This is a genomic window from Actinorectispora metalli (assembly GCF_056323685.1).
This window is the reverse complement of sequence record NZ_JBREYE010000002.1, coordinates 1,231,060-1,254,219: the sequence shown is the minus strand read 5'-3', so window position 1 is coordinate 1,254,219 and position 23,160 is coordinate 1,231,060. Positions and strand designations below refer to the sequence as shown.

Below are 23,160 nucleotides of genomic sequence, written 5' to 3'. Positions count from 1 at the left end.
CTCACGTGGCCACCGAGAACGTGTCGACCTGCGGCAGGTCATGGCCGAGGCGGTCACGCTTTGCGGTCAGGTAGTTGACGTTGTGGTCGTTGGCCGGAACCAGCAGCGGCACCCGCGCCGACACCTGGATGCCGTTGGCCTCCAGCGCGCGAACCTTGTCCGGATTGTTCGACATCAGCCGCACCGACCGAACCCGCAGGTACTTGAGCACCTTGGCGGCCGGGCCGTAGTCGCGGATGTCGACCGGCAGGCCCAGCGTGGTCGCCGAGTCCAGGGTGTCCAGGCCCTGCTCGTCCTGGAGGACGTGGGTGCGCACCTTCGCGACCAAGCCGATGCCGCGGCCCTCGTGGCCGCGGAGGTACACCAGCACTCCGCTGCCCTCGGCGACAATGCGGTCCAGGGAGGCGTCGAGTTGGTCACCGCACTCACAGCGCATCGCGCGGAAGATGTCTCCCGTCATGCACTCCGAGTGCACGCGGACGAGCACATTGTCCCGGATGCTCCTGTTGCCGAAGACCAGAGCCATGTGCTCGTGCCCGTCGAGACCGTCCCGGAACGCGACGGCGCGGAACGTGCCGCGGCGCGTCACCAGATCGGACTCCGCGATGTCTTCGTGACCAATGGCGTGTTCGTGCATGCATTCCCCTCGTCACCAGGCATTACGCTCGGCCGGAAGTCGTAACCGTAACTCGGTGGAGGTCACCCTGTTCAGCATCACCGTTCGCGATCATGTGATGATCGCTCACAGTTTCCGCGGCGAGGTCTTCGGTCCGGCCCAACGCTTACACGGTGCAACGTTCGTAGTGGACGCTCGGTTCAATCGGGCCGAACTCGACGCCGACAACCTCGTGGTCGACATCGGGCTGGCCACGAAGGAGCTGGGCGCCGTGCTGGCCGACCTGAACTACCGCAACCTCGACGATGAACCTGCCTTCGCCGGGGTCAACACGTCAACCGAGTTCCTCGCCAAGGTCGTCGCGGACCGCCTCGCCGACCGGGTGCACGCGGGTGCGCTGGGCGAGGGTGCCAGGGGCCTCACCGGGATCGAGGTCACCCTGCACGAGTCACATGTGGCGTGGGCCTCCTACGAGCGCGCCCTGTGACCCTGCACGTCATCCTGCCCGGGGATGTGGACGACCCGAGCGTGCCCAGCGGCGGCAACGTCTATGACCGCCGTCTCTGCCAGGCCCTGACCGCGCTGGGCGTGCCGCTTCGCGAGGTCGCGCTGCCCGGGGCGTGGCCGCGCCCGGACCCGGCTGCTCGCGCGGCGCTGGACGGGGCGCTGGCCGGGATTCCCGACGGGGCGGTTGTGCTGCTGGACGGGCTTGTGGCCTGCGGTGTGCCCGAGGTGATCACGCCGCACGCGACTCGGTTGCGGCTGGTGGTGCTGGTGCACCTGCCGCTGGCGGAGGAGACCGGGCTGCCGCCCGCGCTGGCCGCCGAGTTGGATGCCGCCGAGCGTGTCACGCTGCGTGCGGCGGCGGCCGTGGTGGCGAGCGGTCCGGCGGCGGCGCGCAGGATCGCCGCTCACCACGGGCTGCCGCAGGTGCACACCGTCGTGCCCGGCACCGACCCGGCGCCCCTCGCCGCGGGCACCGATGGCGGTTCGATGCTGCTGTGCGTCGCGTCGGTGACGCTGCGCAAGGGCCACGACCTGCTCGTGGCCGCGCTGGCGGACATCGACCTGCCGTGGAGGTGTGAGTTCGTCGGGCCGCTGCGGCGCGACCCCGACCATGTGGCGCGGCTGGTGGAGCAGGTCCGGCGGCATGGCCTCGGGGAGCGGATACGGTTCCGCGGCCCGCTCACCGGCCAGGCGCTGGAATCGGCCTTCGCCGCGGCCGACCTGGTGGTGCTGCCGTCGCGGGGGGAGACCTACGGCATGGTCCTCGCCGAGGCGCTCGCCCGCGGCATCCCGGTGCTGGCGACCGTGCCGGACACGGTCGGCGTCGACCCCGACGGGAACACGCCCGGACTGGTGGTGCCCCCAGGTGACGGTGAGGCGCTCGGCGCGGCACTGCGGCGCTGGCTGGGCGACGAGGGGCTGCGGCGGCACCTGCGGGACTCGGCGCGGAAGCGCCGCGCGACGTTGCCCACCTGGGACGATTCCGCACGGAAGCTGAACGCGGTGCTGGCTAGGGTGGCGGGATGAGCTTCGCACCGGAATGGCTGGCGCTGCGGGAGAAGGCCGACGGCGAGGCCCGCTCGGCGGAGTTGCTCGAGCCGCTGCGCGAAAGTCTGGTGAACCGAACCCCCTTGGTCATCCGTGATCTGGGTTGTGGAACGGGATCAATGGGGCGGTGGCTCTCCGCCAAGCTGGACTGTCCGCAGCACTGGGTGCTGCACGACCGCGACCCAAGGCTGCTCGACCTGGCCGGTGCGTCGATGAGCGGGCTAGGCGTCACCGTGGAGACACGGCAGGGCGACCTCACGGCCCTGCGCGCGGATGACCTGGCGGGCACCTCGCTGGTGACCGCGTCGGCGCTGCTGGACCTGCTCACCGCCGAGGAGGTGCACGGACTGGCGGCGGCCTGCGTCGAGTGTCCGGCTCTGCTGACGCTGTCGGTGGCGGGACGGGTCGAACTCGACCCCGCCGAACCGCTGGACGCCGACTTCGCCGCGGCCTTCAACGCCCACCAGCGCCGCACCGTCGACGGGCGTCGCCTGCTCGGGCCGGATGCCGTCGACGTCGCCATTGAGGCGTTCGAGGACGTCGGCGCCAAGGTTGTGACGCGGCCCAGCCCATGGCGGTTGGGGCCGGATGAGGCCGAATTGACGGGGGAGTGGCTGCGCGGCTGGGTGGGTGCGGCCTGCGAGCAGGAACCCGCGCTCGCCGCCGAGGCGCCCGCCTACCTGCGGCGACGGCTCGACGGCGACGTGCGCGCAGTGGTCGGGCACGTCGACCTGCTGGCGTTGCCGTGATACGGCGCCTGTGGCCGTGGCTGCGGCTCCTGCTGGCGGTCGGCATCCTGGTGGCCCTCGGGCTGCGGCTGGGCACCGGTGCCTTCCTGGACGGTCTGCGCGCCATCAGCGTGTGGTCGGCGCTGGCCGCGCTGGGTATCGGGCTGCTCACCACGGTGCTCAGCGCCGCGCGGTGGTGCGTGGTCGCCCGCGGTCTCGGCTTGCCGCTGCCGCTAAGAGCGGCCGTGTCGGACTACTACCGGTCGCTGCTGCTCAACGCCGTGCTGCCCGCGGGCGTGCTCGGTGACGTGCACCGCGCCGTCAACCACGGGCGCGAGGCCGGAGACCTCGGCCGTGGGGTGCGTGCCGTGGTCTTCGAACGCTTCGCGGGGCAGGTCGTCCTGATCGCCATCGGCGTCGGCGTGCTGGTCACGCGGCCGGTGCCGCTCGGGTTCACCGTCGGCCGGGACGCGGTGCTCACAGGGCTGGCGGTGCTCGCCGGTGCGGTCGCGATCGTCTGCACCACGGTGGTCCGCCGCGCCCTGCGCAGCACGTGGGTCGACGCGCGGTTCGGGCTGCTGTCCCGGTACGCGCTGCCCCGCGTGGTGGGGCTGTCCGCGGCGACCGTGCTCGGCCATGTGGTGTTGTTCCTGGTCGCCGCCCGCACCGCAGGGTCCACGGCGTCGTTTGCGCAGCTTGTCCCGCTGATCGTGTTGGCGCTGCTGGTGATGGCGGTGCCGGTGAACATCGGCGGCTGGGGTCCGCGGGAAGCGTTTCTGGCGGTGGCGTTCGGCGCGGCCGGGCTAGGCGCGGCGCAGGGGCTCACCACCGGCGTCGTCTACGGCGTGCTCGCCCTCATCGCGAGCCTGCCCGGCGCCGTCGTCCTCCTTCGTGGCCGCCGCGCCGTCGAACAGGGCGAGGTGGTCGGCGAAGGCGTCGACCAGCGCGGCGAGCAGGTCCTTGCCCTTGCCCGCTGACGCTAGCGACGGGCGGCCGATCACCCCGGAAGCGGTGTAGGCGGCCAGGCCTCGCGTCAGCAGGTGCGGGCGTTCCTCCGCGGTGTGGTCGGCGGTGTCGTAGCCCGGTTTGACCAGGTGCGGGTGCGCGTGCAGCAGTACCGAGGTCTCCAACTCGCCTGCGTGCATATCGCTGAACGACGAGGTTTCCATGCCCGCGGCGGTGCGGGCGGCCTTCCAGTCCTGGGAGCCGGGAAACAGCGCCATCCGGCCGCGGGACTCCTGCACGATGTTGGACAGCACATAGTTCCCGCCGTGCCCGTTGACCAGCACCAAGTGCTCCACGCCCGAGTGCCGCAGGGACTCGGCGATGTCGGTGATCACCGAGTACAGGGTGCGCGCCGAGATGCTCACCGTGCCCGGCCAGTCGGCGTGCTCGTGGGAGCAGGAGATCGTGATCGGCGGCAGCAGCCGCACCGGGTAGGCCGCGGCGACTTCGGCCGCGATCGTGCAGGCGATCACCGTGTCGGTCACCAGCGGCAGGTACGGGCCGTGCTGCTCGAAGCTGCCCACCGGCAGCACCGCCACCCGCGCTCCGATGCGCTGGACGTCGACGGTCGTGGTGGGCGGGAACAGGTCACCGGTCATGGGCGCGACCGTAGTCAATGCGGTGGCACAGCGCGGGCAGCGCACCGCTCGCCAGCCTGGGCATCACCTCGGGCAGGTCGTCGAAGTCGCTGTCCCCGGTGATCAACGCGTCGAACACCGGGTCGGCGAGCAGCTCCAGCGCCAGCGCCATCCGGTCGGCGAAATCCCGGTCGGGGCGGGCGACGGTGCCGACCTGGCTGCTGCGCAGGGTGAGCCTGCGGGAGTGGAAGAACTCGCCAAGCGGCAGCGCGACCCGGCGGTCGCCGTACCAGCTGAGCTCGATCACCCTGCCCTCCGGTGCCAGCAGCTCCAGCGACCGCGTGAGGCCCTGCTCGGAGGCGCTGGCGTGCACCACCACATCGCAGCCGCCCAGGGCGTCGGCGGGGAGCGCGAAGCCGACGCCCAGCGCGTCGGCCAGCGCCGCCCGGGACGGGTCGGCGTCGACGAGTTGGAGGCGGACCCCGGGGAAGCGGGCCAGCACCGCGGCGACGCTCGCCCCGACCATGCCCGCGCCGACGACCGCGATGCGGTCACCGATCAGCGGCGCCGCGTCCCACACGGCGTTCACGGCGGTCTCCACGGTTCCCGCCAGCACCGCGCGCTCGGCGGGCACCCGCTCCGGAACGGGTGTCACGGCGCTCACGGGCACGACGTAGCGGGTCTGGTGGGGGTAGAGGCAGAACACCGTGCGGCCCAGCAGCGGCGCCGGGCCTTCCTCCACGACACCGACGTTGAGGTAGCCGTACTTCACCGGCCACGGGAAGTCGCCCTCCTGGAACGGGGCGCGCATCGTCTCGTGCTGGCTTTCCGGCACCTCACCTCGCAGAACGAGGGTCTCGGTGCCTCGGCTGACCGCCGAGTACAGCGTGCGCACCAGCACCTCGTCCTGGGCCGGTGATCGAACTGTGACCGTGCGTAGCTCACCTTTTCCCGCTGAGATGAACCAAAGGGCCCTTGCCGAGCGTGTCATCTACAACCTCCGAAAACTTCACCACAGCCACGAGGGGCGCGATGATCACACTGCAGCACACCACGGCGCCTGCCGTCCCCGAGCAGGCGGTCTGGGCAGGTCTCCAGATCCTCCTGCTTGGCGTGCTGGGCGGCACGGTGGGACTCGGCCCGCTGGGCTGGCTCACCGGAACCGTGTACGCCCTGGCCACCTGGGCGCTGCTCGGCACGGCGATGCGGCGCCACGGCGCCCTCTCCCTCGGACCGGCCGACCGCGTGACGCTGGCACGGGGACTGCTCGTCGGCGGGGTCGCCGCGCTGGTGGCCGACCGGCCCGGCGCCGCGGTGCCCGCGCTGGTGGTGGTGAGCCTCGCCGCGGTCGCGCTGGTGCTGGATTTCGTGGACGGCCAGGTCGCCCGGCGCACCGGCACCGCGTCGCCGCTGGGCGCGCGGTTCGACATGGAGGTCGACGCGTTCCTCATCCTCGTCCTCAGCGCCTACGTCGCCACCCAACTCGGCGCCTGGGTGCTGGTCATCGGGGTGATCCGCTACGTCTTCGTTGCCGCGTCGTGGACGCTGACCTGGCTGCGGGCCGACCTGCCGCCGCGGGTGGCGCGCAAGATCATCGCCGCGGTGCAGGGCGTGGTACTGGTGGTCGCCGCCGCGGGCGTCGTCCCGCACGCGGTCGTGCTGGTGGGTGCCGCGCTTGCCGCGCTGCTGTGGTCCTTCGGTCGGGATGTCGCGTGGCTGTGGCGTTCCCGTGTCGTCGTGGTGGAAGGATCGGCCCGTGTCTGACTCGACAGCGGCCCGCATCGGCAACGTCGCCCTGTGGGTTCTCCAGCTTCTGCTCGCCGCGTACTTCATCTACAGCGGCTACCTGCTCTTCGGCGACGGTGTGGTGCGCAAGTTCGACGAGATCGGCTTCGGGCAGTGGCTGCGGTATGTCACCGGCGTCCTGGAGATCGCGGGTGCGATCGGGCTGCTGATCCCGCGCCTGTGCGGCCTGGCCGCGCTCGGACTCGCGGGCGTCATGGCCGGTGCCGTCGGCACGGAGCTTTTCCTGTTGGCCAAGGGCGATGCCCAACTGCCCGCGATCCTGTTCGTGCTGGCGCTGGTGGTCGCGTGGTTCCGGCGGGACACGATCCGCGCGCTGGTGCGGTGATCACCTTTTCGGCAGGTACCGCAGCACCGCGACATCGCCGACCTTGAGCACCTCATCCAGGTGGAAACGCCGAGCGGGGCCGCCGGGAAACGCGGCGGGATACAGGAAACGCGGCGCGTCGGCCTGCCCGATGAGCAGCGGGGCAATGGCCACGTGGAGTTCGTCGGCCAAACCCGTTGACAGGAAAGCGGTGTGAATTCGGCCGCCGCCCTCCACCATGAGCCTGCTCACCCCGCGATCGCCGAGATCGTCCAGGAGTGTCTCGAAAACAATGTCGGCGCCCAGCGAGACGACCTCGGCCAACCCGTCCAGCGTCGTTGCCGCGGTGGGCAGGCCGGAATCGGTGGTGTAGACGAGCTTGTGCCCGCCGTGATGCCAGAACTGCAAGCCGGGATCGAGCTTTCCGGTGCTGGTCAGTGTGACTTTCAGCGGATACTCGGGCAAGCCCCGCGCCACCCGGTTCTCGCGTCGCTGCGCACTGTTGACCAGCAGGCGCGGATTGTCCCTGCGGACCGTTTCGGCGCCGATGAGAATCGCGTCGGACTCCGCCCGCACCTGATCCACCCGGTCGAAATCCTCGGCATTGGAAAGCAAAAACCGCTCGGTGCTGCTGTCATCGATATAGCCGTCCAGGCTGACGGCGACGCTCAGCAGAACGTAAGGGCGAGTCACGATCGATCGGTTTCTTCCTCATCCGACACGCAGGCCTGAACCGCCGGTGCCCGCCCCGCGTAGTCACGGTCAGCCCCCACGAGCACGGAAGGCCTTCCGGATTGTCGTTCCTCACCCAGCCGCAGGCAAGGCAGACGACCGCGAAGAACGACACACCGTGGCGTCGCGTCGCCGCATGGTCGGTCACCGTGCTGGCGGGCCTGTTCGTCCTGTTCGCCCTCCTCGCACCCAACGACTTCGGCCGCTTCACGCCGGGAGCGTTCGTGCGCATCCCGCTGGAGGGCCTGCTCGGCGTCCTGCTGGTGCTCGTGCTGCCCGCCAAGGCACGGCGCCCCGCCGCCGCGGTGGCCGGGGTGGCGTTGGGGGTGCTGCTGCTGGTCAAGCTGCTGGACATGGGCTCGTCTGCGGTGCTCTCCCGCCCTTTTGACCTGCTGTTCGACTGGCCGCTGCTGGGGCCCGCGGTGGACTTCCTCAAGGTCACCTTCGGCCAGGCGGGCGCCGACGGTTCCGTGGACGCCGCGCTGCTGCTGGCCGCCGCTGTCGTCGTGCTGATGGCCCTGTCCGTGCTGCGGCTGAGCAGCGTCGTGGTGCGGCACCGGCAGGTCGCCGTCCGCGCCGTCGCGGTGCTGACCGTCGCATGGATCACCTGCGCGGGTGCCCCGGTGTCCTCCGACAGCGCCGCCGCGCTGCTCTACGCCCGCGCCAACCAGGTGTACTCGGGGTTGCAGGACGAGCAGCGGTTCGCCGCGGAAGCCGCCGTGGACCCCTTCCGCGACACCCCCGCCGAGCAGCTGCTGCCCGCGCTGCGCGGCAAGGACGTGATCGTCTCCTTCGTCGAAAGCTACGGCCGCAGCGCCATCGACCACCCCGACCTCGCGCCCCGCATCGGCGCCGCCCTGGACACCGGAACCCGCCGCCTCGCCGAAGCAGGCTACGGCGCCCGCAGCGCCTACCTCACCTCGCCCACCGCCGGCGGCGGAAGCTGGCTGGCGCAGGCCACCCTGCTGTCGGGCCTGCGGATCGACAACCAGCAGCGCTACCGCAGCCTCGTCGGCGGCGACCGCCTCACCCTGCCCAAGGCGTTCCAGCGGGCAGCGTGGCGTTCGGTGGGTGCCATGCCCGGCATCACCCGGGACTGGCCGGAAGGCCGCTTCTTCGGCTACGACCGCATCTATACGGTGAACGACCTCGGTTACCGCGGCCCCCGCTTCGGCTTCTCCGCCATCCCCGACCAGTACACCCTCTCGGCGTTCCACCACGCCGAACGCGCCCCCGGCCACGCGCCGGTGATGGCCACCATCCCGCTGCTCACCAGCCACGCCCCGTGGACACCCACCCCCAGCATGATCGACTGGAACGCCGTCGGCGACGGCACCGCGTTCGGGGCCATGCCCTCGGGCATCGAGGCGGCCAACGCGATCTTCGCCAGGGCGCCCGCCCAGGTCCGCGCGGACTACGGTCGTTCGATCGAGTACTCCCTGGACAGCCTCATCGGCTACGTCGAACACCACGGCGACGACAACCTCGTCCTGGTCTTCCTCGGCGACCACCAGCCCGTCCAGGCCGTGACCGGCAGCAACGCGGGCCGCGACGTCCCCATCACCATCCTGGCCCGCGACCCCGCGGTCCTGGACCGCGTCGCGCCCTGGAACTGGACCCCCGGCCTCAAACCCGGCGCCGACGCCCCGGTGTGGCCGATGAGCGAGTTCCGCGACCACTTCCTCACCGCGTTCGGCACCCAGCGCGCCGCCCGGCACTGACAATTCGCCGATCGCACCAATCCGAGCGGAGTCCGGCCCCGAAGCAGCTGTGAAAGGTGAGCTGTTTCGAGGAGGATTCATGTCGCGGACTGTCAACCAGCTGGTCGGATTCGGGTTCGGCGCGGTGTATGTACTCGTGGGGCTGCTGGGCTTCACCGTCTCCGGTGACCACTCGTTCGCGGGGGAGCACGGGGGCCACCTGCTCGGCCTCTTCGCGGTCAACGGCCTGCACAACGTGGTGCACCTGTTGGTGGGCGGCGGCCTGATCGCGGGAGCGGCGGCAGGCGCCGCGGCGTCCAAGGCCGTGAACACCATCGTCGGCGCGGTGTACCTGCTGGTCGGGGTGCTGGGTGTGGTCATCGGCGGAAGCTCGCTGAACATTCTGGCCCTCAACCTCGCCGACCACGGACTGCACTTCGCCAGCGCGATCCTGCTGCTGGCCGTCGGCTTGGCCGCCGACCGCGCGACGCGACGCGTCGGCGCCACCCGATAGTCCGCACGACCCGCGGGAGCGCGCCCCACTGCTGTGTGCGGGCGCGCTTCCGCTTGCCGACCAATCCGATCCAGGCTTCGCTGCGAATACAGGTCGGTGCGGCCGACGGGAAGGGACGCCATGCCCAAACGTGAGCACAAGCTGCTGGCTGTACCCGATCATGGGGGAGAAGCCGAGACCGCGGAGGACCTGCTGGGCAGGGTGGCCCGCGGGGACGAGCCCGCTTTCGAGCGGCTGTACGACCTGGTGGCGGGCTCGGTGCTGGGGCTGGTGCGCCGGGTGGTGCGGGACCACGCGCAGTCGGAGGAGGTGACCCAGGAGGTGCTGGTGGAGGTGTGGCGCTCCGCGAGCCGGTACGACCGCGGCCGCGGCAGCGCGATGGCGTGGCTGATGACCATCGCCCACCGCCGCGCGGTGGACCGGGTCCGCTCCGCCCAGGCCTCGGCGCAGCGCGAGGACCGCGCCGCGAACCTGGACCTGGCGCCGCCCTTCGACGAGGTCAGCGAACAGGTCTCACAGCGCTTGGAACAGCAGCAGGTCCGGCGGTGTCTGTCCTCGCTGACCGACCTGCAGCGGGAGTCGGTACTGCTGGCGTACTACCAGGCCTACACCTATCCGGAGGTCGCGGCGCTGCTCGACGTCCCGCTGGGCACGGTCAAGACCAGGATGCGGGACGGCCTGATCAGGCTGCGGGATTGCTTGGGGGTGACCCGATGAACCACGACTCCACACAGGCGGAGATCCACACGCTGACCGGGGCGTACGCGGTCGACGCCCTCTCCGAGGTCGAACGCGCGGGCTTCGAGAAGCACCTCGCGGACTGTGCCGCCTGCACCCAGGAGGTCGCCGAACTGCGGGAGACCACCGCGGTGCTCGCCGGCGCGATGCCGAAGGTGGAGCCCTCGGAGCAGCTGCGGTCGCGGGTGCTCGCGACGGTGTCCCGGACCCGGCAGCTGCCGCCCGAGACTCCAGAACGGGTCGCGCCGTCGGCATCGGGGAAGGTGGTGTGGCTGCGCCGGGCGACCGCGCTGGCTGCCGCCGCGGGCATCGTCGTCGCGGTGATGCTGGGCGTCCAGAGCGTGGAGAACACCCGCCAGCTCCAACGTGACCTGCGGGCCTTGGAACAGGTCAACGCCGACTACGACCGGGTCGCCGACCTGCTGTCGGCGCCCGACGCCAAGCTGGTCCGCGGGGCGGTCACCGGCGGTGGCACCGGCACGGCGGTGGTGTCACCGGGCAAACGCAAGGCGCTGTTCCTTGCCGACGGCCTGCCCGCGCTGCCCGCCGACCGCACCTACCAGCTGTGGGTGATCAACGGCGACGGCCCGCGCTCCGCTGGGCTGCTGGCCGCCGGCGCCCAGCCCAAGCCGCTGCTGGCCGAGGGCATCACCGGGACAGAGGGCATCGGACTCACCGTCGAACCACGCGGCGGGTCACCCGTGCCCACCACCCCGGTGCTGGTGACACTGCCGTTGGCGTGAGCGGCCCGGGGAGGGCGGGCTGGCCGCGGGCAACGCCCGGCGGCGCGTGAGTGACTTCGGTACCTGGCAGACGGGACCAATCCCCGGCGCCGTCTGCGGCGAATACCCCTTGTGAACCCCACACCGAACGACTCGCCAAACCCGCGACGGCTGCCGCTCTGGGCGGCCGCCGTGGTGGGTCTTGTCTCCGTCGCCGCAGCCTTGGCGGTGGGCCACTTGGTAGCCGCGGCCATCGACCCGTTCGCCTCGCCGTTCCTCGCGGTCGGCAACACCGCCATCGACCTCACCCCGCACCCGGTGAAGGACTTCGCCATCCGCACCTTCGGCGAGGACGACAAGCTGGTGCTGCTGGCAGGCATGGCGGTGGCCATTGCCGCCGCGGCGGTGGGCGCGGGCCTGCTGTCGCGACGCAGTCCGCTGCCGGGCACGGTATTGGCCGCGCTGGTGGGGCTGCTCGGTGTCGCCGCGGTGCTCGCCCGGCCCACGCTCGGCGTCCTCGCGCTGCTCGCGCCGGTGGCGAGCCTGGTGGTCGGGGTGGCTGCCTTCCGACGGCTGCACCGGCTCGCCCTCCGCGCAGGCGCCACCAAGACCGTGGACTGGACGGTGTCCGGACTCGGACGCAGGCGGTTCCTGGTCACCTCCGGCGCGGTCGCCGCGGGCGCGGGTATCGCCGGAGTGGCGGGGCAGCTCATCGGAGGCCGGGTCGACGTAGAGGCCTCCCGCCGCTCCATCCGCCTCAACCCCGACACGACCGCGCCGCCCATCCCGGCGGGCGCGGACTTCGCCGCGGACGGCACCCCGACGTTCATCACCCCCAACAGCGGCTTCTACCGCGTCGACACCGCCTTGTCGGTGCCGCGGCTGGCGGCGCGGGACTGGCGGCTGCGGGTGCACGGCATGGTCGACCGCGAACTCGTCCTCACCTACGACGACCTGCTGAAACGCCCGCTGGTGGAGCGCACCATCAGCCTGTGCTGCGTGTCCAACGAGGTCGGCGGGCCCTACATCTCCACCACCAACTTCATCGGGGTCTCCCTCCGCGACATCCTCACCGAGGCAGGCGTGCGACCCGGCTCCGACCAACTCGCCACCCGCAGCAGCGACGGCTGGACCTGCGGAACACCGGTCGAGACGATCATGAAGCCGGACAGCGGCGCCCTGCTGGCCATCGGCATGAACGGTGAGCCGCTGCCCGCCGAGCACGGCTTCCCGGTGCGCATGGTGGTGCCGGGGCTGTACGGGTTCGTCTCCGCCACCAAATGGCTGGTCGACGCCGAGCTCACCACCTTCGACGCGTTCGACTCCTACTGGGCCAAGCGCAAGTGGGCGAAGAAGGCGCCGATCAAGACGATGTCCCGCATCGACCGGCCCAAGCCGTTCGAGAAGCTGCCCGCGGGCAAGCTCGTCGTGGCCGGTGTCGCCTGGGCCCAGCACACCGGGGTCGACAAGGTGGAGATCCGCGTCGACGAAGGGCCGTGGCGGCCCGCGACGCTGAGCACCGAGGTCAACATCGACACCTGGCGCATGTGGCGCGCCGAACTCGACGTCAGCCCCGGCAGCCACACCCTCGAGGTCCGGGCCACCGACCGCGGCGGCTACACCCAGACCAGCGAGCGCGCCGAACCCATCCCGGACGGCGCCAGCGGCTGGCACTCGATCGTGTTCAACGCCACCCGCTGAGAAATCTTTTCCCGATCGACCAATCCGGGCAGGCATTAGCGCCGAATCCCCCATGACAGAGCGGAACAGTCCACAAAGGAGCTACCCCCATGCGCAAGACCCGGCGACTGGCAGCGATCGGCGCACTCACGGCCGCCGTGATCTCGCTTGCTGCCTGCAGCAACAGCGAGCAGCCGAGCAACGACAGCAACACCTCCAGCGCTGCCCCGACCACCACCAGTAAGGCGATGGGCAACGGCGTCACCCAGACCGGCGACGTGTTCGGCGCGGGCTGCGCGAGCCTGCCGAAGGAGGGCACCAACGAGGGCTCCCTGGACGGCATGGTCAATGACCCGGTGGCCACCGCGGCGAGCAACAACCCGCTGCTGACCAAGCTGGTCGCCGCCGTCAAGGCCGCGGGCCTGGTCGACACGCTGAACAAGACCGACGCCAAGTACACCGTGTTCGCGCCGTACGACCCGGCCTTCGAGGCCTTGGGCCCGGAAGCCCTCAACGCGGTGCTGGCCGACAAGGCCAAGCTCACCAGCATCCTGACCTACCACGTCGTGCCCGAGCGCATGGACAAGGACGGCGTCCTCTCCTCCGGCACCCTCACCACGGTGCAGGGTGGCACGCTGAAGGTGTCCGGCTCCGGTGACAACGTGACCGTCAACGACGCGAAGGTCCTGTGCGGCAACATCCCCACCGCCAACGCCACAGTCTTCGTGATCGACAAGGTCATGATGCCCGCCGCCTGACCTGATCAGGTCGGCAGCGGGGTTGGTGGCATCCAAGTGGTGCCGCCAACCCCGTTTCGCCGCGTTTGGATCAGGACCGGCGTGAGCCCGCGGTCAGCGCGTCGCCATCGAGGATGTCCTCCCCGTAGAGATCGCGCAGCCAGTTGCTCTGGTAGATGGTGTCCAGGTAACGCTCGCCAAGATCCGGGGCGATCGCCACCGCGGTGAGATCGGACCTGCCGTCCCTGGCCAGCCACTCCACCGCGCCGCTCACCACGGTGCCGGTGGAGCCGCCGAAAAGGAACCCGCGCCTGGCCAGCCGGTGGCAGGCGCGGACGGTGTCCGCCTCCGCCACGTGCACCACCTCGTCCACAAAGGACTCGTCCAGCAGCGCCGGGCGGACGCTGGTGCCAAGACCCGGGATCATCCGGCGGCCGGGCGGGCCGCCGAAGGTCACCGAGCCGACGCTGTCCACGGCCACCACCCGCACCGGCCGGTGCCAGGTTTGGAAGTACCGGGCGCAGCCCATCAGGGTGCCGGTGGTGCCCGCCCCGATGAACAACACGTCCAGGTGCGGGAACTGGCGGGCGATGGCGGGTGCGGTTCTGCGGTAGTGCGCCCGCCAGTTGCCCGGATTGCTGTACTGGTTGAACCACACATAGCGGTGGTCCGCGGCGCACAACCCCCGCACGTAATCCAGTCTCGCGCCGAGGAACCCGCCGCCGCGGTCGGGGTTCGCGGCCGTGATCACGTGCACCTCGCTGCCCAGCGCCTCCATCAGCCGCCGCGTGGAGAGGTTGCAGCGGGAATCGGTGACGCACAGGAACCGATAGCCCTTGGCCGCCGCGATCATGCTGAGCGCCACGCCCAGGTTGCCCGATGAGGACTCCACGAGCACCGACTCGCGGGTCAGCAGCCCGTCCCGCTCGGCGGCTTCCACCATCTCCGTGGCGGCCTTCAACTTGATCGAGCCCGCGAAGTTGAAGCCCTCGCACTTCAGGTAGAGCGGGTGCCCGAAGTGCGACCGAAGGTCGACGTAAAGCTCGTCCTCGTTGAACGAGTGCGGAGCGGATATGACTGGCACGATGACCCCCTCGCTGTTGCGCTGCTCATCCGTACCGACGCAGCTCGGAAAAGAAGTTGTCGACGGTGGCCAGCCCGCCCCCGCGGGCCACCTCGTCGTAGACGTACTTGCCGACCGCGAGGTCGAGCACCCCGAGCCCGAACGGCGAGAACACCACCGGCCGGTCCGTCGGCACACCCACCCGGCCGGTCACCACGTCGCCGAGCGTGCCGTGCAGGAAGTCCCGGTTGCCGGTGAGCTGCTCGACCAGGTGCGGCGAGGTGTCGGCCTTCAGACAGTGCTCAACGTCGTCGACGAGGTTGGTCGAGGCGAGCAGCACCTCCGGTGCCAGGTCGCGCAGCGACACATGCAGCACCAACGGGTTGTGCGCGAACCAGGACGGATCCGTCACGTGCGGGCTGCCCGCGACGGTCGCGAACACCACCAGTTCGCTGGACCTGATCAGCTGCTCTGCGCTGTCGTGCACGGTGATCCGCCCGCCGGCGTCGGACTGTTCCAGGTACCCCCGAAAGCCCGCCGCGTGCGCCGCGGACAGGTCGTGCACGCCGATCTCATCGAAGGACCAGCCGGTGCCCGCCAGGAAGGTGTGGATGTAACGGGCGATCAGGCCGACCCCGAAGAACCCGACGCTGCGAGGTCGGCGTCGAATGGTGAGCCGGTCGGCGGCCAGCGCGGCGAACGCGGCCGTCCTGGTGGCGCTGATGATGGAGCTTTCCAGGCAGGCGAACGGGTAACCGGTGTCGTGGTCGTTGAGGATCAGCACCGCCGAAGCCCGCGGGATACCGGCGGCCACGTTCTCCGGAAAGCTGGAGATCCACTTCAGCCCGTCCACCCGAACGTCCCCGCCGAGCGAGGCGGGCAGCGCGATGATCCGCGACGAGGGCCGGTCCGGGAACCGCAGGAAGTACGACGGCGGGTTCACCGAGTCACCCGCGCCGTGCAGGAGGTAGGCGGCCTCGACCACTGACATCACCTGGGTCTCGCGGCCTTGGAGCGCCTGCTGGACCTGGGCACCGGGGATGACCGCGAACGACGGTACGCCTGCGGTCATTCCGCGCTCACCGCCGAGGTCGGCGTGCAGTCAGCCAGGCGCACCGCGTCGGACATTCCCACCAGCATTTGGCGGGGGCCGTCGAAGGGCTCGCGGCCGTGTGCGGTGCGGAGGTTGTCGACCAGCATCAGGTCTCCCGTCTGCCACGGTTCGCGGACGGTGTGGTCCTCGTACACCTGGTTGATCAGCCGCACGATGTCCTCGCCGATCGGATCGCCGCCGCCGAACCGGGTGGTGAACGGCAGGCCGTCGGCGCCGTAGACCTCGATCAGGTAGTCACGGATCTCCGGGTCGATCGTCCACTCGTTGAGGAACGCGATCTGGTTGAACCAGCAGCGCCTGCCCGTGACCGGGTGACGGATCACCGCGCTGCGGCGCTGCCTGGTGCGCAGCGTGCCGTCGGGCAGCCACTCGCAGGCGATCGCGTTGTCCCGGCAGTACTTCTCCACCGCCGCCTTGTCCTCGGTGCCGAAGGCCTCGGCATAGGAGGCACCCACGTCCTCGCTGTAGTTGCGGACGAGCAGCCAGCCCTCCCGCTCGAACCGCTCGACCAGATCGGTCGGCAGGGCGTCCAGCACCGTGGGCGAGTCGGCCAGCGGGGTGGCACCGCCCTCAACGGGCGCCTGGAGGCAGGCGAACAGCATCAGGCCGGGAAACTCCAGGGTGTAGCTCAGCTCGTGGTGCGGGCACATCTGCTGGTTCGGCGGCCACTTCGTGGAGGAGTACACGCCGCCGCCGTAGGTGCCGCGCGGGGCGAAGGCTTCCCGCTCGGTCATCAACCCGGTGCCCAGGTGCCGGAACACCGCACCCGTCTGGTCCGGGTCGCGGAGTCCGAGTCCGCGGACCAGCACGCAGCCTTGGGCCGCCACCAGGGCACGCAGCGGCGCCCGGTGGCGGGCTGCCCAGCCTGGCGCGTCGTCGGCGGTTTCGGCCCACAGCACCGGAGGCGATCCGGGCCGCACGTCGACGTCAAGCGCGAGCGCTGACGGTGAGGACAACATCATTTCTCCCTTTCGGTTCGCGACTCAAGAGGAAACCGGTGATTCGGCCGGTGGACGGCTCGCGTTGTCGAGGTGGCCCGCCAGGTCGGCGAGGACCGGGTTGCGGGTGATGTCCTTGAGGGACACCGCGCGGTCGAGGGTGATCGCCAGTCGCACCGCCGACAGTGAGGTGCCGCCCCGGTCGAAGAAGTGGTCCCGGCGGCCGATCGCGGGGGCCGGGACGCCCAGCACCGCGGCCCAGGCGGCGGCCAGTCTCCGCTCGGTGGGGGTGCTGGGCGCGGCGTAGTTGCCCTCGCCCGCGTCCTTGTCGAGATCGGCCGCGAGGGCACGCAATGCCCTTTTGTCGATTTTGCTGTTGGCGGTCAGCGGCAGGGTTTCCCGCCAGTGCAGCGCCGAGGGGACCATGTACTCGGGCAGCGATTCGCCCAGCCGGTCTTTGAGCACCGGCGTCGCGATCGGTTCCGCCGCCGCGTAGAACGCCGCCAGGTATCTGCTCCGATCGGGCCGCTCGGCGACGACCACCGCACCGTCGCGGATACCGGGCACGCGCAGCAGCGCGTTCTCGACCTCGCCGATCTCGATGCGGAAGCCGCGGATCTTGACCTGGCTGTCGCGGCGGCCCAGGAACTCCAGCTTGCCGTCCGGGCGCCAGCGCCCGTGGTCACCGCTGCGGTAGAGCCGTTCGCCCGCGCGGTGCGGATCGGGCAGGAAGGACAGCCGGGTGCGCTTGGGGTCGTTGACGTAGCCGCGGCCGACGCAGACCCCGGAGAAGACGATCTCGCCGGGGGCGCCGAGCGGTACCGGCGCGAGCCGTTCGTCCACGATGTAGACGTGCACGTTGTTGACGCACCGGCCGAGCGGAACCCGGTCGCCCGCGGGTGGTCGGTCCATCACCTCGTGGTTGGTGTCATCCGAGGTCTCGGTCAGACCGTAGGCGTTGACGAGCGTGACCCCGGGCCTGGCCGCGAACCACCGCTGCGCCAGCTCCTTTTTCAGCGCCTCACCGGTCACCGACACGCACCGTAGGCTCGGCAGTTCGTGCGGATGCCGGTCCAAACAGGACAGCACGACCTCCAGGTAGGACGGCACGAGCTGGAGGACCGAGACCCCGCCGTCCGCGATGCGGTCGACGAACCTGTCGACGTCCAGGATGGCGTCCTGCTCGACCAGCAGGGTGCGGCCGCCGACCACGAGCGCGGCGACCAACTGCCACAGCGAGATGTCGAAGCACTGCGGCGCGGTCTGGGCGACCACGTCCGCCGCGCCGATGCGCAGATCGTCGATCTTGGCGTAGAGGTGGTTGAGCATGCCCGCGTGCTCGCACATGGCGCCCTTGGGCTCGCCGGTGGAGCCGGAGGTGAAGTAGATGTAGGCGAGTTGGTCCGCACCGACCTCGATGCCGAGGTTGTCGTCGGTGTGGTCTTCGGCGTAGGCCTCGCCGATCACCAGCTTGGCCGTGCCCGGCAGCGAGCCGAGGGCCTGGTCGAGGGTGGCGGTGCTGTCCGGTTCGGTCAGCACCAGCGTGCAGGCGGCGCGGGCCAGCGTGCGCTGGATGCGGTCGGCGGGGAAGTGCGGTTCGATCGGCAGGTACACGCCGCCCGCCTTGAGGATCGCCAGCACCGCGGCGGCCCAGTCCAGGTTGCGTTCGGTCACCACCGCGACCACGTCTTCGCAGCGCAGCCCGCGCGCCAGCAGCGCCCGCCCCAGCCGGTTGGCGCGGGCGTTGAGCTCCCCGTAGGTCCACGTCCGGTCGCCGTGCACCGCGGCGACGGCATCCGGCCTGTTCCGCGTCTGCTCCTCGAACAGCTCGTGGAACCGGCGGTCCGGCAACTCCCGGCGGGGGCCCGCCAGGCCTTCGATCTGGAAGCGGAGTTCCTCGGCGGACAGCAGGCTCTGCCGCCGGTGGTCCGCGGCCGGATCGGCGGCGAGCAGGGCGAGCGCGGTGCGGTGGTACCCGGCAACCCGGCTCGCGCAGCGCGCGTCGAGGACCTCGGTCCGGTACCGCAGCCGCAGGGCCAGCCCGCCCGAGGTATGCGCGATCCCCACCGCAAGCACACCGCTTTCGGGCAGGCGTCCGCGGCAGGCGGGGTCGAACACGGTCTCGAACCACGGCCCGGCCAAGCCCGGCTCGCGGGCAAGTTCGTGGACCCGAAAGCCGCTGTGCGCCTGGATGTCCGACTCGACACGGTCGACTGCCAGCACCAGTTCCCGCCAGGAGCCTGCTTCGGTGCCGAGCCTGCACGGCAGCGCCCTGCCACCCGGCTCCGCCACGTACCCGGTGATGACCTCGCGTTCGCCGGACAGTGCCGCGAGCACCTTCGCGTGTGCGGCCAGCAACACCGTGCGCAGCGGTACCGACAGTTCCTCCGCCCGGCCGCGCAGCGCGGCCGTCAGATCGGCGGAGATCACCGTCTCGTGTTCGCCGGTGCCCACCACCTCCTCCGCCGTCCACCGCGGGATCGCGGTGAAACCGCCCGCGGCGAGCACCCCGCGCCAGAACTCCCGATCCTCCTGTGCTGTCTGCGTTTGCTGTTCTGTCGGTGTCATCGGGTCTTTCCCCCACTCAAAGCGAATTTCTCGGATGGTGTCGCCGCGGCCGGGGCCTGTCCGGCGGACGGCAGCTTGCGGGCGGGGTTGCCGCCCCACCGCTCGTTGGGCGGGACCTCCTCGCCCTTCATCAGGAAGGAATCGGCCGCGAGGACGACGCCGTCGCCGACCGTCACGCCGTAGTGCACGAAGGCGCCGACGCCGACCGTGCAGCCCGCGCCGAGCACGGTGCGGTCGGACTTGAACGTGCCGTCCTCCAGCGAGTGGCACTGGATCGTGGTGCCCGCGTTGAGGATGCAGTCGTCTCCGACCGTGACCAGCGAGCGTTCCGGCATGGCGGAGCCGTCGTCGAAGAACCGCCGCCCGATCCGCGCGCCCATGGCCCGCCACAACAGCGATTTGAACGGGGTTCCGTTCAGCAGCGGCAACTCGGCGGCGTGCAGCTTCCAGAAGCGTTCGTGCTGCCACAGATACGGCTGGTAGATCGAGCAGAACCGCGGAGTCAGCGGCCGGAACCGCATACTGGCGCGTTCCGCGGCCACCAGCAGGACGACGCTGAACAGCAGCGTCAGCATCGGCAGCAGCGCGACCGTCCACAGGCCCGCGGTCCCGTGGAAGGCAGCGACACCCCAGGCGAGCAGGGTCGCGCCGAACACGTTCAGCCAGCGCACGAGCAGGAACAACACGACGGTGACGGCGTTATGGCGGTTCTTCGCGGCGAGGCCGCGGTGCAGTTCGCCGTCGGTCTTGAGGTGGTCGAACGCGGCGTCGCGGTCGACCGACCGCGGGATCTCGAAGCTCGGCGAGCCCAGGATGCCGACGTCGTGGCGGACCGGGCCGTCGACTGGCACCATGGCCTTGGTGCCGATGAGGCAGTTGGCGCCCACCCTGCTCCGCGGCGGGATGGCGATCCGGTTGCCGAGGAAGTTGTCGGCCCCAATCGCCGTGCGGCACACCCGGAACGAGGTGTTGGAGTACTCGGTGTTGATGAGCGACAGTCCGTCGCAGACCATCGTTCCGCTGCCGATGACGCTCAAGAAGGGCGTGTCCTGCTTGAGTTCGGTGCCGAAGTTCGTCCCGGTCTGCACGATCCGGGACTGGTCGTAGCCCAGCCAGCGCAGGTAGTGCACGACGGCGGAGCTGTCGCCGAACAGGCGCATCAGGAACTTGCTGTTGGTCAGCCTGCCGATCGCCCGGTGAACGCCGTAGTGGAAGCCATACAGGGCGTACACCCGATCCGGACTGAAGAAGAGGTTGAGCACCCTCGGCACGGTGACGGCGATCAGCAGCCCGAGGAGCCGGGCGCCGAAGAAGAGCACGAGGGACACCACCAGTGCGTCCCGGTACAGCGCCCAGCTTGTGAACGCGGTCGGGTCGGCGGTCAGGAACGCGGCCAACGACGGGAACTCGGTGAGCAGCAGGTGCACTCCGCCGATGGTCAGCGGCAGGTACACCGCCACCGTCCACAGCAGTTGCGCGGCGCTGTAGGTGATCTTGCGGAGCGGGCCGCAGGCAGCCGGGGCGACCGTGCGGTAGTCGGTGTCGGCGCGCTGGGCGGGGGAGCCGTGCCACCGTTCCCCGGCAGGCACGGACTGGCCTGCGTGCAGCGCGGAGGCGTGGCCGAGTTGGGCGCCGTCGCCCATCACGGTTTCGATGTCGAGGACGGTGGCCTCACTGACGAGCACATCGCGGCCGAGGGTCACCGGCCCGGTCTGAATCAGACCCGCCTGCGCCCGGTAGCAGGAGAGGAACGAGTCTTTGCGGACGACCGTGCCGTCGCCGACGGTCAGCAGATCCGAGCACACGGGTGCGTGCCGGGAAAGGATCACCACGTCCCGGCCGATCTTCGCGCCCAGCGCCCGCAGGTACAGCACGTACAGCGGCGAGCCCGCGAACAGCACCAGCGGGTTCAGCATGACCAGCGTCCTGACCGCCCAGAACCGGACGTAGGCCGGACTCCAGATGCGGATCTGACGCGGTGTCCACCGGCCGATGAGCACCCACTTGGCGAGGATCGGCAGCAGGCACATGCCCGCGAAGCCCAGGGCCGCCGCCAAGACCGAGCGCAGGTAGATGTCGAGCACTCCCGAGGCCGCGGCCACCCACCGATACCCGCCGAGCACGACCAGCGCGGCCAGCGAGGAATAGGCGAGGAAGACCAGTAGCTGAAGCGCTCCGCAGAGCAGGTACCGGGGAGTGCCCACGGGCGGGAGCCGCTCGACCGACACCGACGCGGGAGGGGCCTGCGCCGTGGGTGTGGTGTCGCCGAGTGCGGCGGCCAGGCTGTTGATCGTCGGGTGTCGGTAGACATCTTTCATGGACACCGAAGGCAGGTCGGCCCGTTTCCTGACCCGCGCGCAGAAATGGGCCATGACCAGCGAGTCGGCCCCGAGGTCGTCGAAGAAGTTGCCGTCGACCGATACCCGTTCGGTTTTGAGTACTCCCGCCAGCACCTCCGCCAGCCCGTGCTCGGTGCCCGCCACCGGACCGGCTTTCGCATTCTCGACAGATTTTCCCACCAGAAAAACTCCCTGAAATCAGTCCCGCAAACCGCACTCGGGTTGCGCAAGGCATAGACCGATGCGCCGGATACGGTGATGCGGGAATGCGCTCCCACACGCACAAGGAAAACGAGTTCCCGACTCGGAAAACATTTTCAGTCAGCCGCCTCCTACCTGCGGCACCTCTGAAAAACCTGCAAGCATTCGCCCCGAAAAGACGTCGCCCACTCAACCACGCAAACTGGGGAAGTGGCTCGCTGAAATCCCATCGTGACCACTCCGAGGCCTGGCTGTGCGACGCCTTCGGGGACTTTTCCACCAATGGGAGGCATTCATTACTACATCATTATCAATAGTAACAGCGGTATTAACTGTGCACGCCGAGCCTCTGGTGATTAACGTCTGCGTTCCGTATCTGAACAACCGCCAACGCTGGTGGCGCAGGAATGTCCGAGAGTCGAACAGTGTACCTGGGAAAGGTGGTACTCCTACGGGAGATTAGGCTGGATGTTGTATCCGGCAATTCTCTGCATACTGCTGTCACGGGTTGTGTGCGAATCACCGGACACACTGATTTGATCGTTTTACGGGGCAGGCTGCGCGCTTTGCTCGGCCAATTCCTCGGGTGCGGACAGCCGCCACGCCTCGAAGACCAGCTCGGATAGTTCGTCGGCGTCGATGCCGTCCAGTTGTACGACCACCCAGCCGAAGCCACCTGAGGTGAACTGTTCCTCGAATACCGCGGGCCGCTCGGCCACCAATGCCTGCTGCTCGGACCAGGTCTGCTTCAGCCCCGCGGTGTGGGTGCCCGGCCAGTAGTAGCCGAACCGCTTGCCGCGCACGCTGAACGAGCTGTACCGCTCGCCCTTCGCGTGCTCCACGTCGACCAGCGTGTCCACGATGCGAAAGAACTCGTCCCTGCCTACTGCCACCACGACTCCCCAGAAACATGCCGGGTGGGCAGTATAAGTTCCGCTCAGCCGAACATCCGGGTACCGGGGGCGGAGTCGTCCTGGTTGAACAGGGCGATCAACGCGCACTTGAACTCCTGGCGGGTGATCCGCCCGTCGCCGTCGGTGTCGAGGTGATCGAAGCCCCGGTCGGCCACGTCTCTCGGCATCGCGCTCGCGTAGACCCTGGACCACTCGTCCTTGGACAGATAACCGCTGCCGCTCACGGTCTCGAACAGCGCGTCCACGCTGTCGTCCACGGCGTCGAGAAACTCCGGTGTGGTGAACGCACCTCGGTGGGAGGCAGCGGCGAAGTCCGCCGCCCGGACCCGGCCCTCGACATCGCGGTGGGTTTCGCGGGCGATCAGCTCCCACCACCGCTCGTAGGCGCCCAGCATCTTCGCCTCGGCCCGCTCGTCGGCCCCGCCTGCCTGACTCATGCTCTTGGCGAAGGCCCGCACATCGGCCACCGAGATCACGCCGTCACCGTTCTTGTCGAACAACGCGAGCACCGGGGCGAACCTGTCGATCTTCGCCTGATCCACCTCTGAGGTCACGATCCACCGCCTTCCTGACCATGGGGTGCCCGAAAATAGCCACTGCTCCACGTGC

Annotated in this window: 22 protein-coding genes and 1 pseudogene; 12 read left to right on the top strand and 11 right to left on the bottom strand. The window is 70.0% G+C overall.

The annotated features are described in order from the left end of the window. Window position 1: 1 nt before the first annotated feature. The gene (ribA, locus tag ACU6XJ_RS26155) at window positions 2–637 is read right to left on the bottom strand and encodes a GTP cyclohydrolase II (RefSeq protein WP_476317138.1); all 636 of its coding nucleotides are present in this window, start codon (window positions 635–637) and stop codon (window positions 2–4) included. Window positions 638–704: 67 nt separating this feature from the next. On the opposite strand from ribA, the gene ACU6XJ_RS26150 reads away from it, so the two are divergent. The 4 genes and pseudogenes from ACU6XJ_RS26150 to ACU6XJ_RS26135 form a co-directional block, all read left to right on the top strand. Next, window positions 705–1,103 (top strand): 6-pyruvoyl trahydropterin synthase family protein, encoded by a 399-nt coding sequence (locus tag ACU6XJ_RS26150; RefSeq protein ID WP_476318641.1) that lies wholly within the window; start codon window positions 705–707, stop codon window positions 1,101–1,103. 2 nt (window positions 1,104–1,105) lie between these two features. After that, entirely contained in the window at window positions 1,106–2,149 is a 1,044-nt protein-coding gene (locus ACU6XJ_RS26145; protein WP_476318639.1) for a glycosyltransferase family 4 protein, read from the top strand. After that, window positions 2,146–2,919 carry a class I SAM-dependent methyltransferase gene (locus ACU6XJ_RS26140; protein ID WP_476317135.1) on the top strand — a complete coding sequence of 258 codons (774 nt, stop codon included), beginning with the start codon at window positions 2,146–2,148 and terminating at the stop codon, window positions 2,917–2,919. Before ACU6XJ_RS26145 ends, ACU6XJ_RS26140 begins: the two co-directional genes overlap by 4 nt. Beyond that, a pseudogene (locus ACU6XJ_RS26135) lies at window positions 2,916–3,704 on the top strand (lysylphosphatidylglycerol synthase transmembrane domain-containing protein); the annotation flags it as partial. The gene ACU6XJ_RS26140 and the pseudogene ACU6XJ_RS26135, both read left to right, overlap by 4 nt. Here the strand turns inward: ACU6XJ_RS26135 and ACU6XJ_RS26130 are convergent. Both ACU6XJ_RS26130 and ACU6XJ_RS26125 read right to left on the bottom strand, forming a co-directional pair. Next, on the bottom strand, window positions 3,702–4,502 hold the full coding sequence (locus ACU6XJ_RS26130; RefSeq protein ID WP_476317132.1) for a creatininase family protein: 801 nt from the start codon (window positions 4,500–4,502) through the stop codon (window positions 3,702–3,704). The pseudogene ACU6XJ_RS26135 and the gene ACU6XJ_RS26130 overlap by 3 nt on opposite strands. Then, the gene (locus ACU6XJ_RS26125) at window positions 4,492–5,472 is read right to left on the bottom strand and encodes a zinc-dependent alcohol dehydrogenase (protein ID WP_476317129.1); all 981 of its coding nucleotides are present in this window, start codon (window positions 5,470–5,472) and stop codon (window positions 4,492–4,494) included. Before ACU6XJ_RS26125 ends, ACU6XJ_RS26130 begins: the two co-directional genes overlap by 11 nt. A 41-nt stretch (window positions 5,473–5,513) precedes the next feature. On the opposite strand from ACU6XJ_RS26125, the gene ACU6XJ_RS26120 reads away from it, so the two are divergent. Both ACU6XJ_RS26120 and ACU6XJ_RS26115 read left to right on the top strand, forming a co-directional pair. Next, on the top strand, window positions 5,514–6,245 hold the full coding sequence (locus ACU6XJ_RS26120; RefSeq protein ID WP_476317127.1) for a CDP-alcohol phosphatidyltransferase family protein: 732 nt from the start codon (window positions 5,514–5,516) through the stop codon (window positions 6,243–6,245). Further along, window positions 6,238–6,612 (top strand): DoxX family protein, encoded by a 375-nt coding sequence (locus ACU6XJ_RS26115; protein WP_476317124.1) that lies wholly within the window; start codon window positions 6,238–6,240, stop codon window positions 6,610–6,612. Before ACU6XJ_RS26120 ends, ACU6XJ_RS26115 begins: the two co-directional genes overlap by 8 nt. Here the strand turns inward: ACU6XJ_RS26115 and ACU6XJ_RS26110 are convergent, their stop codons facing one another. Next, complete coding sequence (locus ACU6XJ_RS26110; protein WP_476317121.1) at window positions 6,613–7,284, bottom strand: RibD family protein; 672 nt, start codon at window positions 7,282–7,284, stop codon at window positions 6,613–6,615. Window positions 7,285–7,385: 101 nt separating this feature from the next. Between ACU6XJ_RS26110 and ACU6XJ_RS26105 the strand changes: the two genes are divergently transcribed. From ACU6XJ_RS26105 to ACU6XJ_RS26080, 6 genes are all read left to right on the top strand, one after another. Beyond that, window positions 7,386–9,044 carry a sulfatase gene (locus ACU6XJ_RS26105; RefSeq protein ID WP_476317118.1) on the top strand — a complete coding sequence of 553 codons (1,659 nt, stop codon included), beginning with the start codon at window positions 7,386–7,388 and terminating at the stop codon, window positions 9,042–9,044. A gap of 79 nt (window positions 9,045–9,123) precedes the next feature. Next, the gene (locus ACU6XJ_RS26100) at window positions 9,124–9,537 is read left to right on the top strand and encodes a DUF4383 domain-containing protein (RefSeq protein ID WP_476317115.1); all 414 of its coding nucleotides are present in this window, start codon (window positions 9,124–9,126) and stop codon (window positions 9,535–9,537) included. 120 nt (window positions 9,538–9,657) lie between these two features. Next, entirely contained in the window at window positions 9,658–10,254 is a 597-nt protein-coding gene (locus tag ACU6XJ_RS26095; protein ID WP_476317112.1) for a sigma-70 family RNA polymerase sigma factor, read from the top strand. Beyond that, window positions 10,251–11,018 (top strand): anti-sigma factor, encoded by a 768-nt coding sequence (locus ACU6XJ_RS26090; RefSeq protein ID WP_476317109.1) that lies wholly within the window; start codon window positions 10,251–10,253, stop codon window positions 11,016–11,018. The genes ACU6XJ_RS26095 and ACU6XJ_RS26090 overlap by 4 nt, the downstream gene beginning before the upstream one ends. Before the next feature lie 111 nt (window positions 11,019–11,129). Continuing rightward, window positions 11,130–12,698 (top strand): molybdopterin-dependent oxidoreductase, encoded by a 1,569-nt coding sequence (locus tag ACU6XJ_RS26085; RefSeq protein WP_476317106.1) that lies wholly within the window; start codon window positions 11,130–11,132, stop codon window positions 12,696–12,698. Window positions 12,699–12,787: 89 nt separating this feature from the next. Continuing rightward, window positions 12,788–13,435 carry a fasciclin domain-containing protein gene (locus ACU6XJ_RS26080; protein ID WP_476317103.1) on the top strand — a complete coding sequence of 216 codons (648 nt, stop codon included), beginning with the start codon at window positions 12,788–12,790 and terminating at the stop codon, window positions 13,433–13,435. A 70-nt stretch (window positions 13,436–13,505) separates the two neighbouring features. Here the strand turns inward: ACU6XJ_RS26080 and sbnA are convergent, their stop codons facing one another. The 7 genes from sbnA to ACU6XJ_RS26045 all read right to left on the bottom strand — a co-directional run bounded on the left by sbnA (window position 13,506) and on the right by ACU6XJ_RS26045 (window position 23,105). Beyond that, the gene (sbnA, locus tag ACU6XJ_RS26075; protein ID WP_476317100.1) at window positions 13,506–14,498 is read right to left on the bottom strand and encodes a 2,3-diaminopropionate biosynthesis protein SbnA; all 993 of its coding nucleotides are present in this window, start codon (window positions 14,496–14,498) and stop codon (window positions 13,506–13,508) included. Between the two features lie 25 nt (window positions 14,499–14,523). Further along, entirely contained in the window at window positions 14,524–15,549 is a 1,026-nt protein-coding gene (gene sbnB, locus ACU6XJ_RS26070; RefSeq protein WP_476317097.1) for a 2,3-diaminopropionate biosynthesis protein SbnB, read from the bottom strand. Continuing rightward, window positions 15,546–16,550 (bottom strand): TauD/TfdA family dioxygenase, encoded by a 1,005-nt coding sequence (locus tag ACU6XJ_RS26065; RefSeq protein ID WP_476317094.1) that lies wholly within the window; start codon window positions 16,548–16,550, stop codon window positions 15,546–15,548. Before ACU6XJ_RS26065 ends, sbnB begins: the two co-directional genes overlap by 4 nt. Before the next feature lie 24 nt (window positions 16,551–16,574). Next, the gene (locus ACU6XJ_RS26060; RefSeq protein WP_476317091.1) at window positions 16,575–19,097 is read right to left on the bottom strand and encodes a non-ribosomal peptide synthetase; all 2,523 of its coding nucleotides are present in this window, start codon (window positions 19,095–19,097) and stop codon (window positions 16,575–16,577) included. Beyond that, window positions 19,094–21,616 carry a Pls/PosA family non-ribosomal peptide synthetase gene (locus ACU6XJ_RS26055; RefSeq protein WP_476317088.1) on the bottom strand — a complete coding sequence of 841 codons (2,523 nt, stop codon included), beginning with the start codon at window positions 21,614–21,616 and terminating at the stop codon, window positions 19,094–19,096. The genes ACU6XJ_RS26060 and ACU6XJ_RS26055 overlap by 4 nt, the downstream gene beginning before the upstream one ends. Window positions 21,617–22,182: 566 nt before the next feature. After that, window positions 22,183–22,530, bottom strand: a complete 348-nt coding sequence (locus tag ACU6XJ_RS26050) for an MmcQ/YjbR family DNA-binding protein (RefSeq protein WP_476317085.1) — start codon at window positions 22,528–22,530, stop codon at window positions 22,183–22,185. A 44-nt stretch (window positions 22,531–22,574) separates the two neighbouring features. After that, entirely contained in the window at window positions 22,575–23,105 is a 531-nt protein-coding gene (locus ACU6XJ_RS26045; protein ID WP_476317083.1) for an EF-hand domain-containing protein, read from the bottom strand. Between the last annotated feature and the right edge of the window lie 55 nt (window positions 23,106–23,160).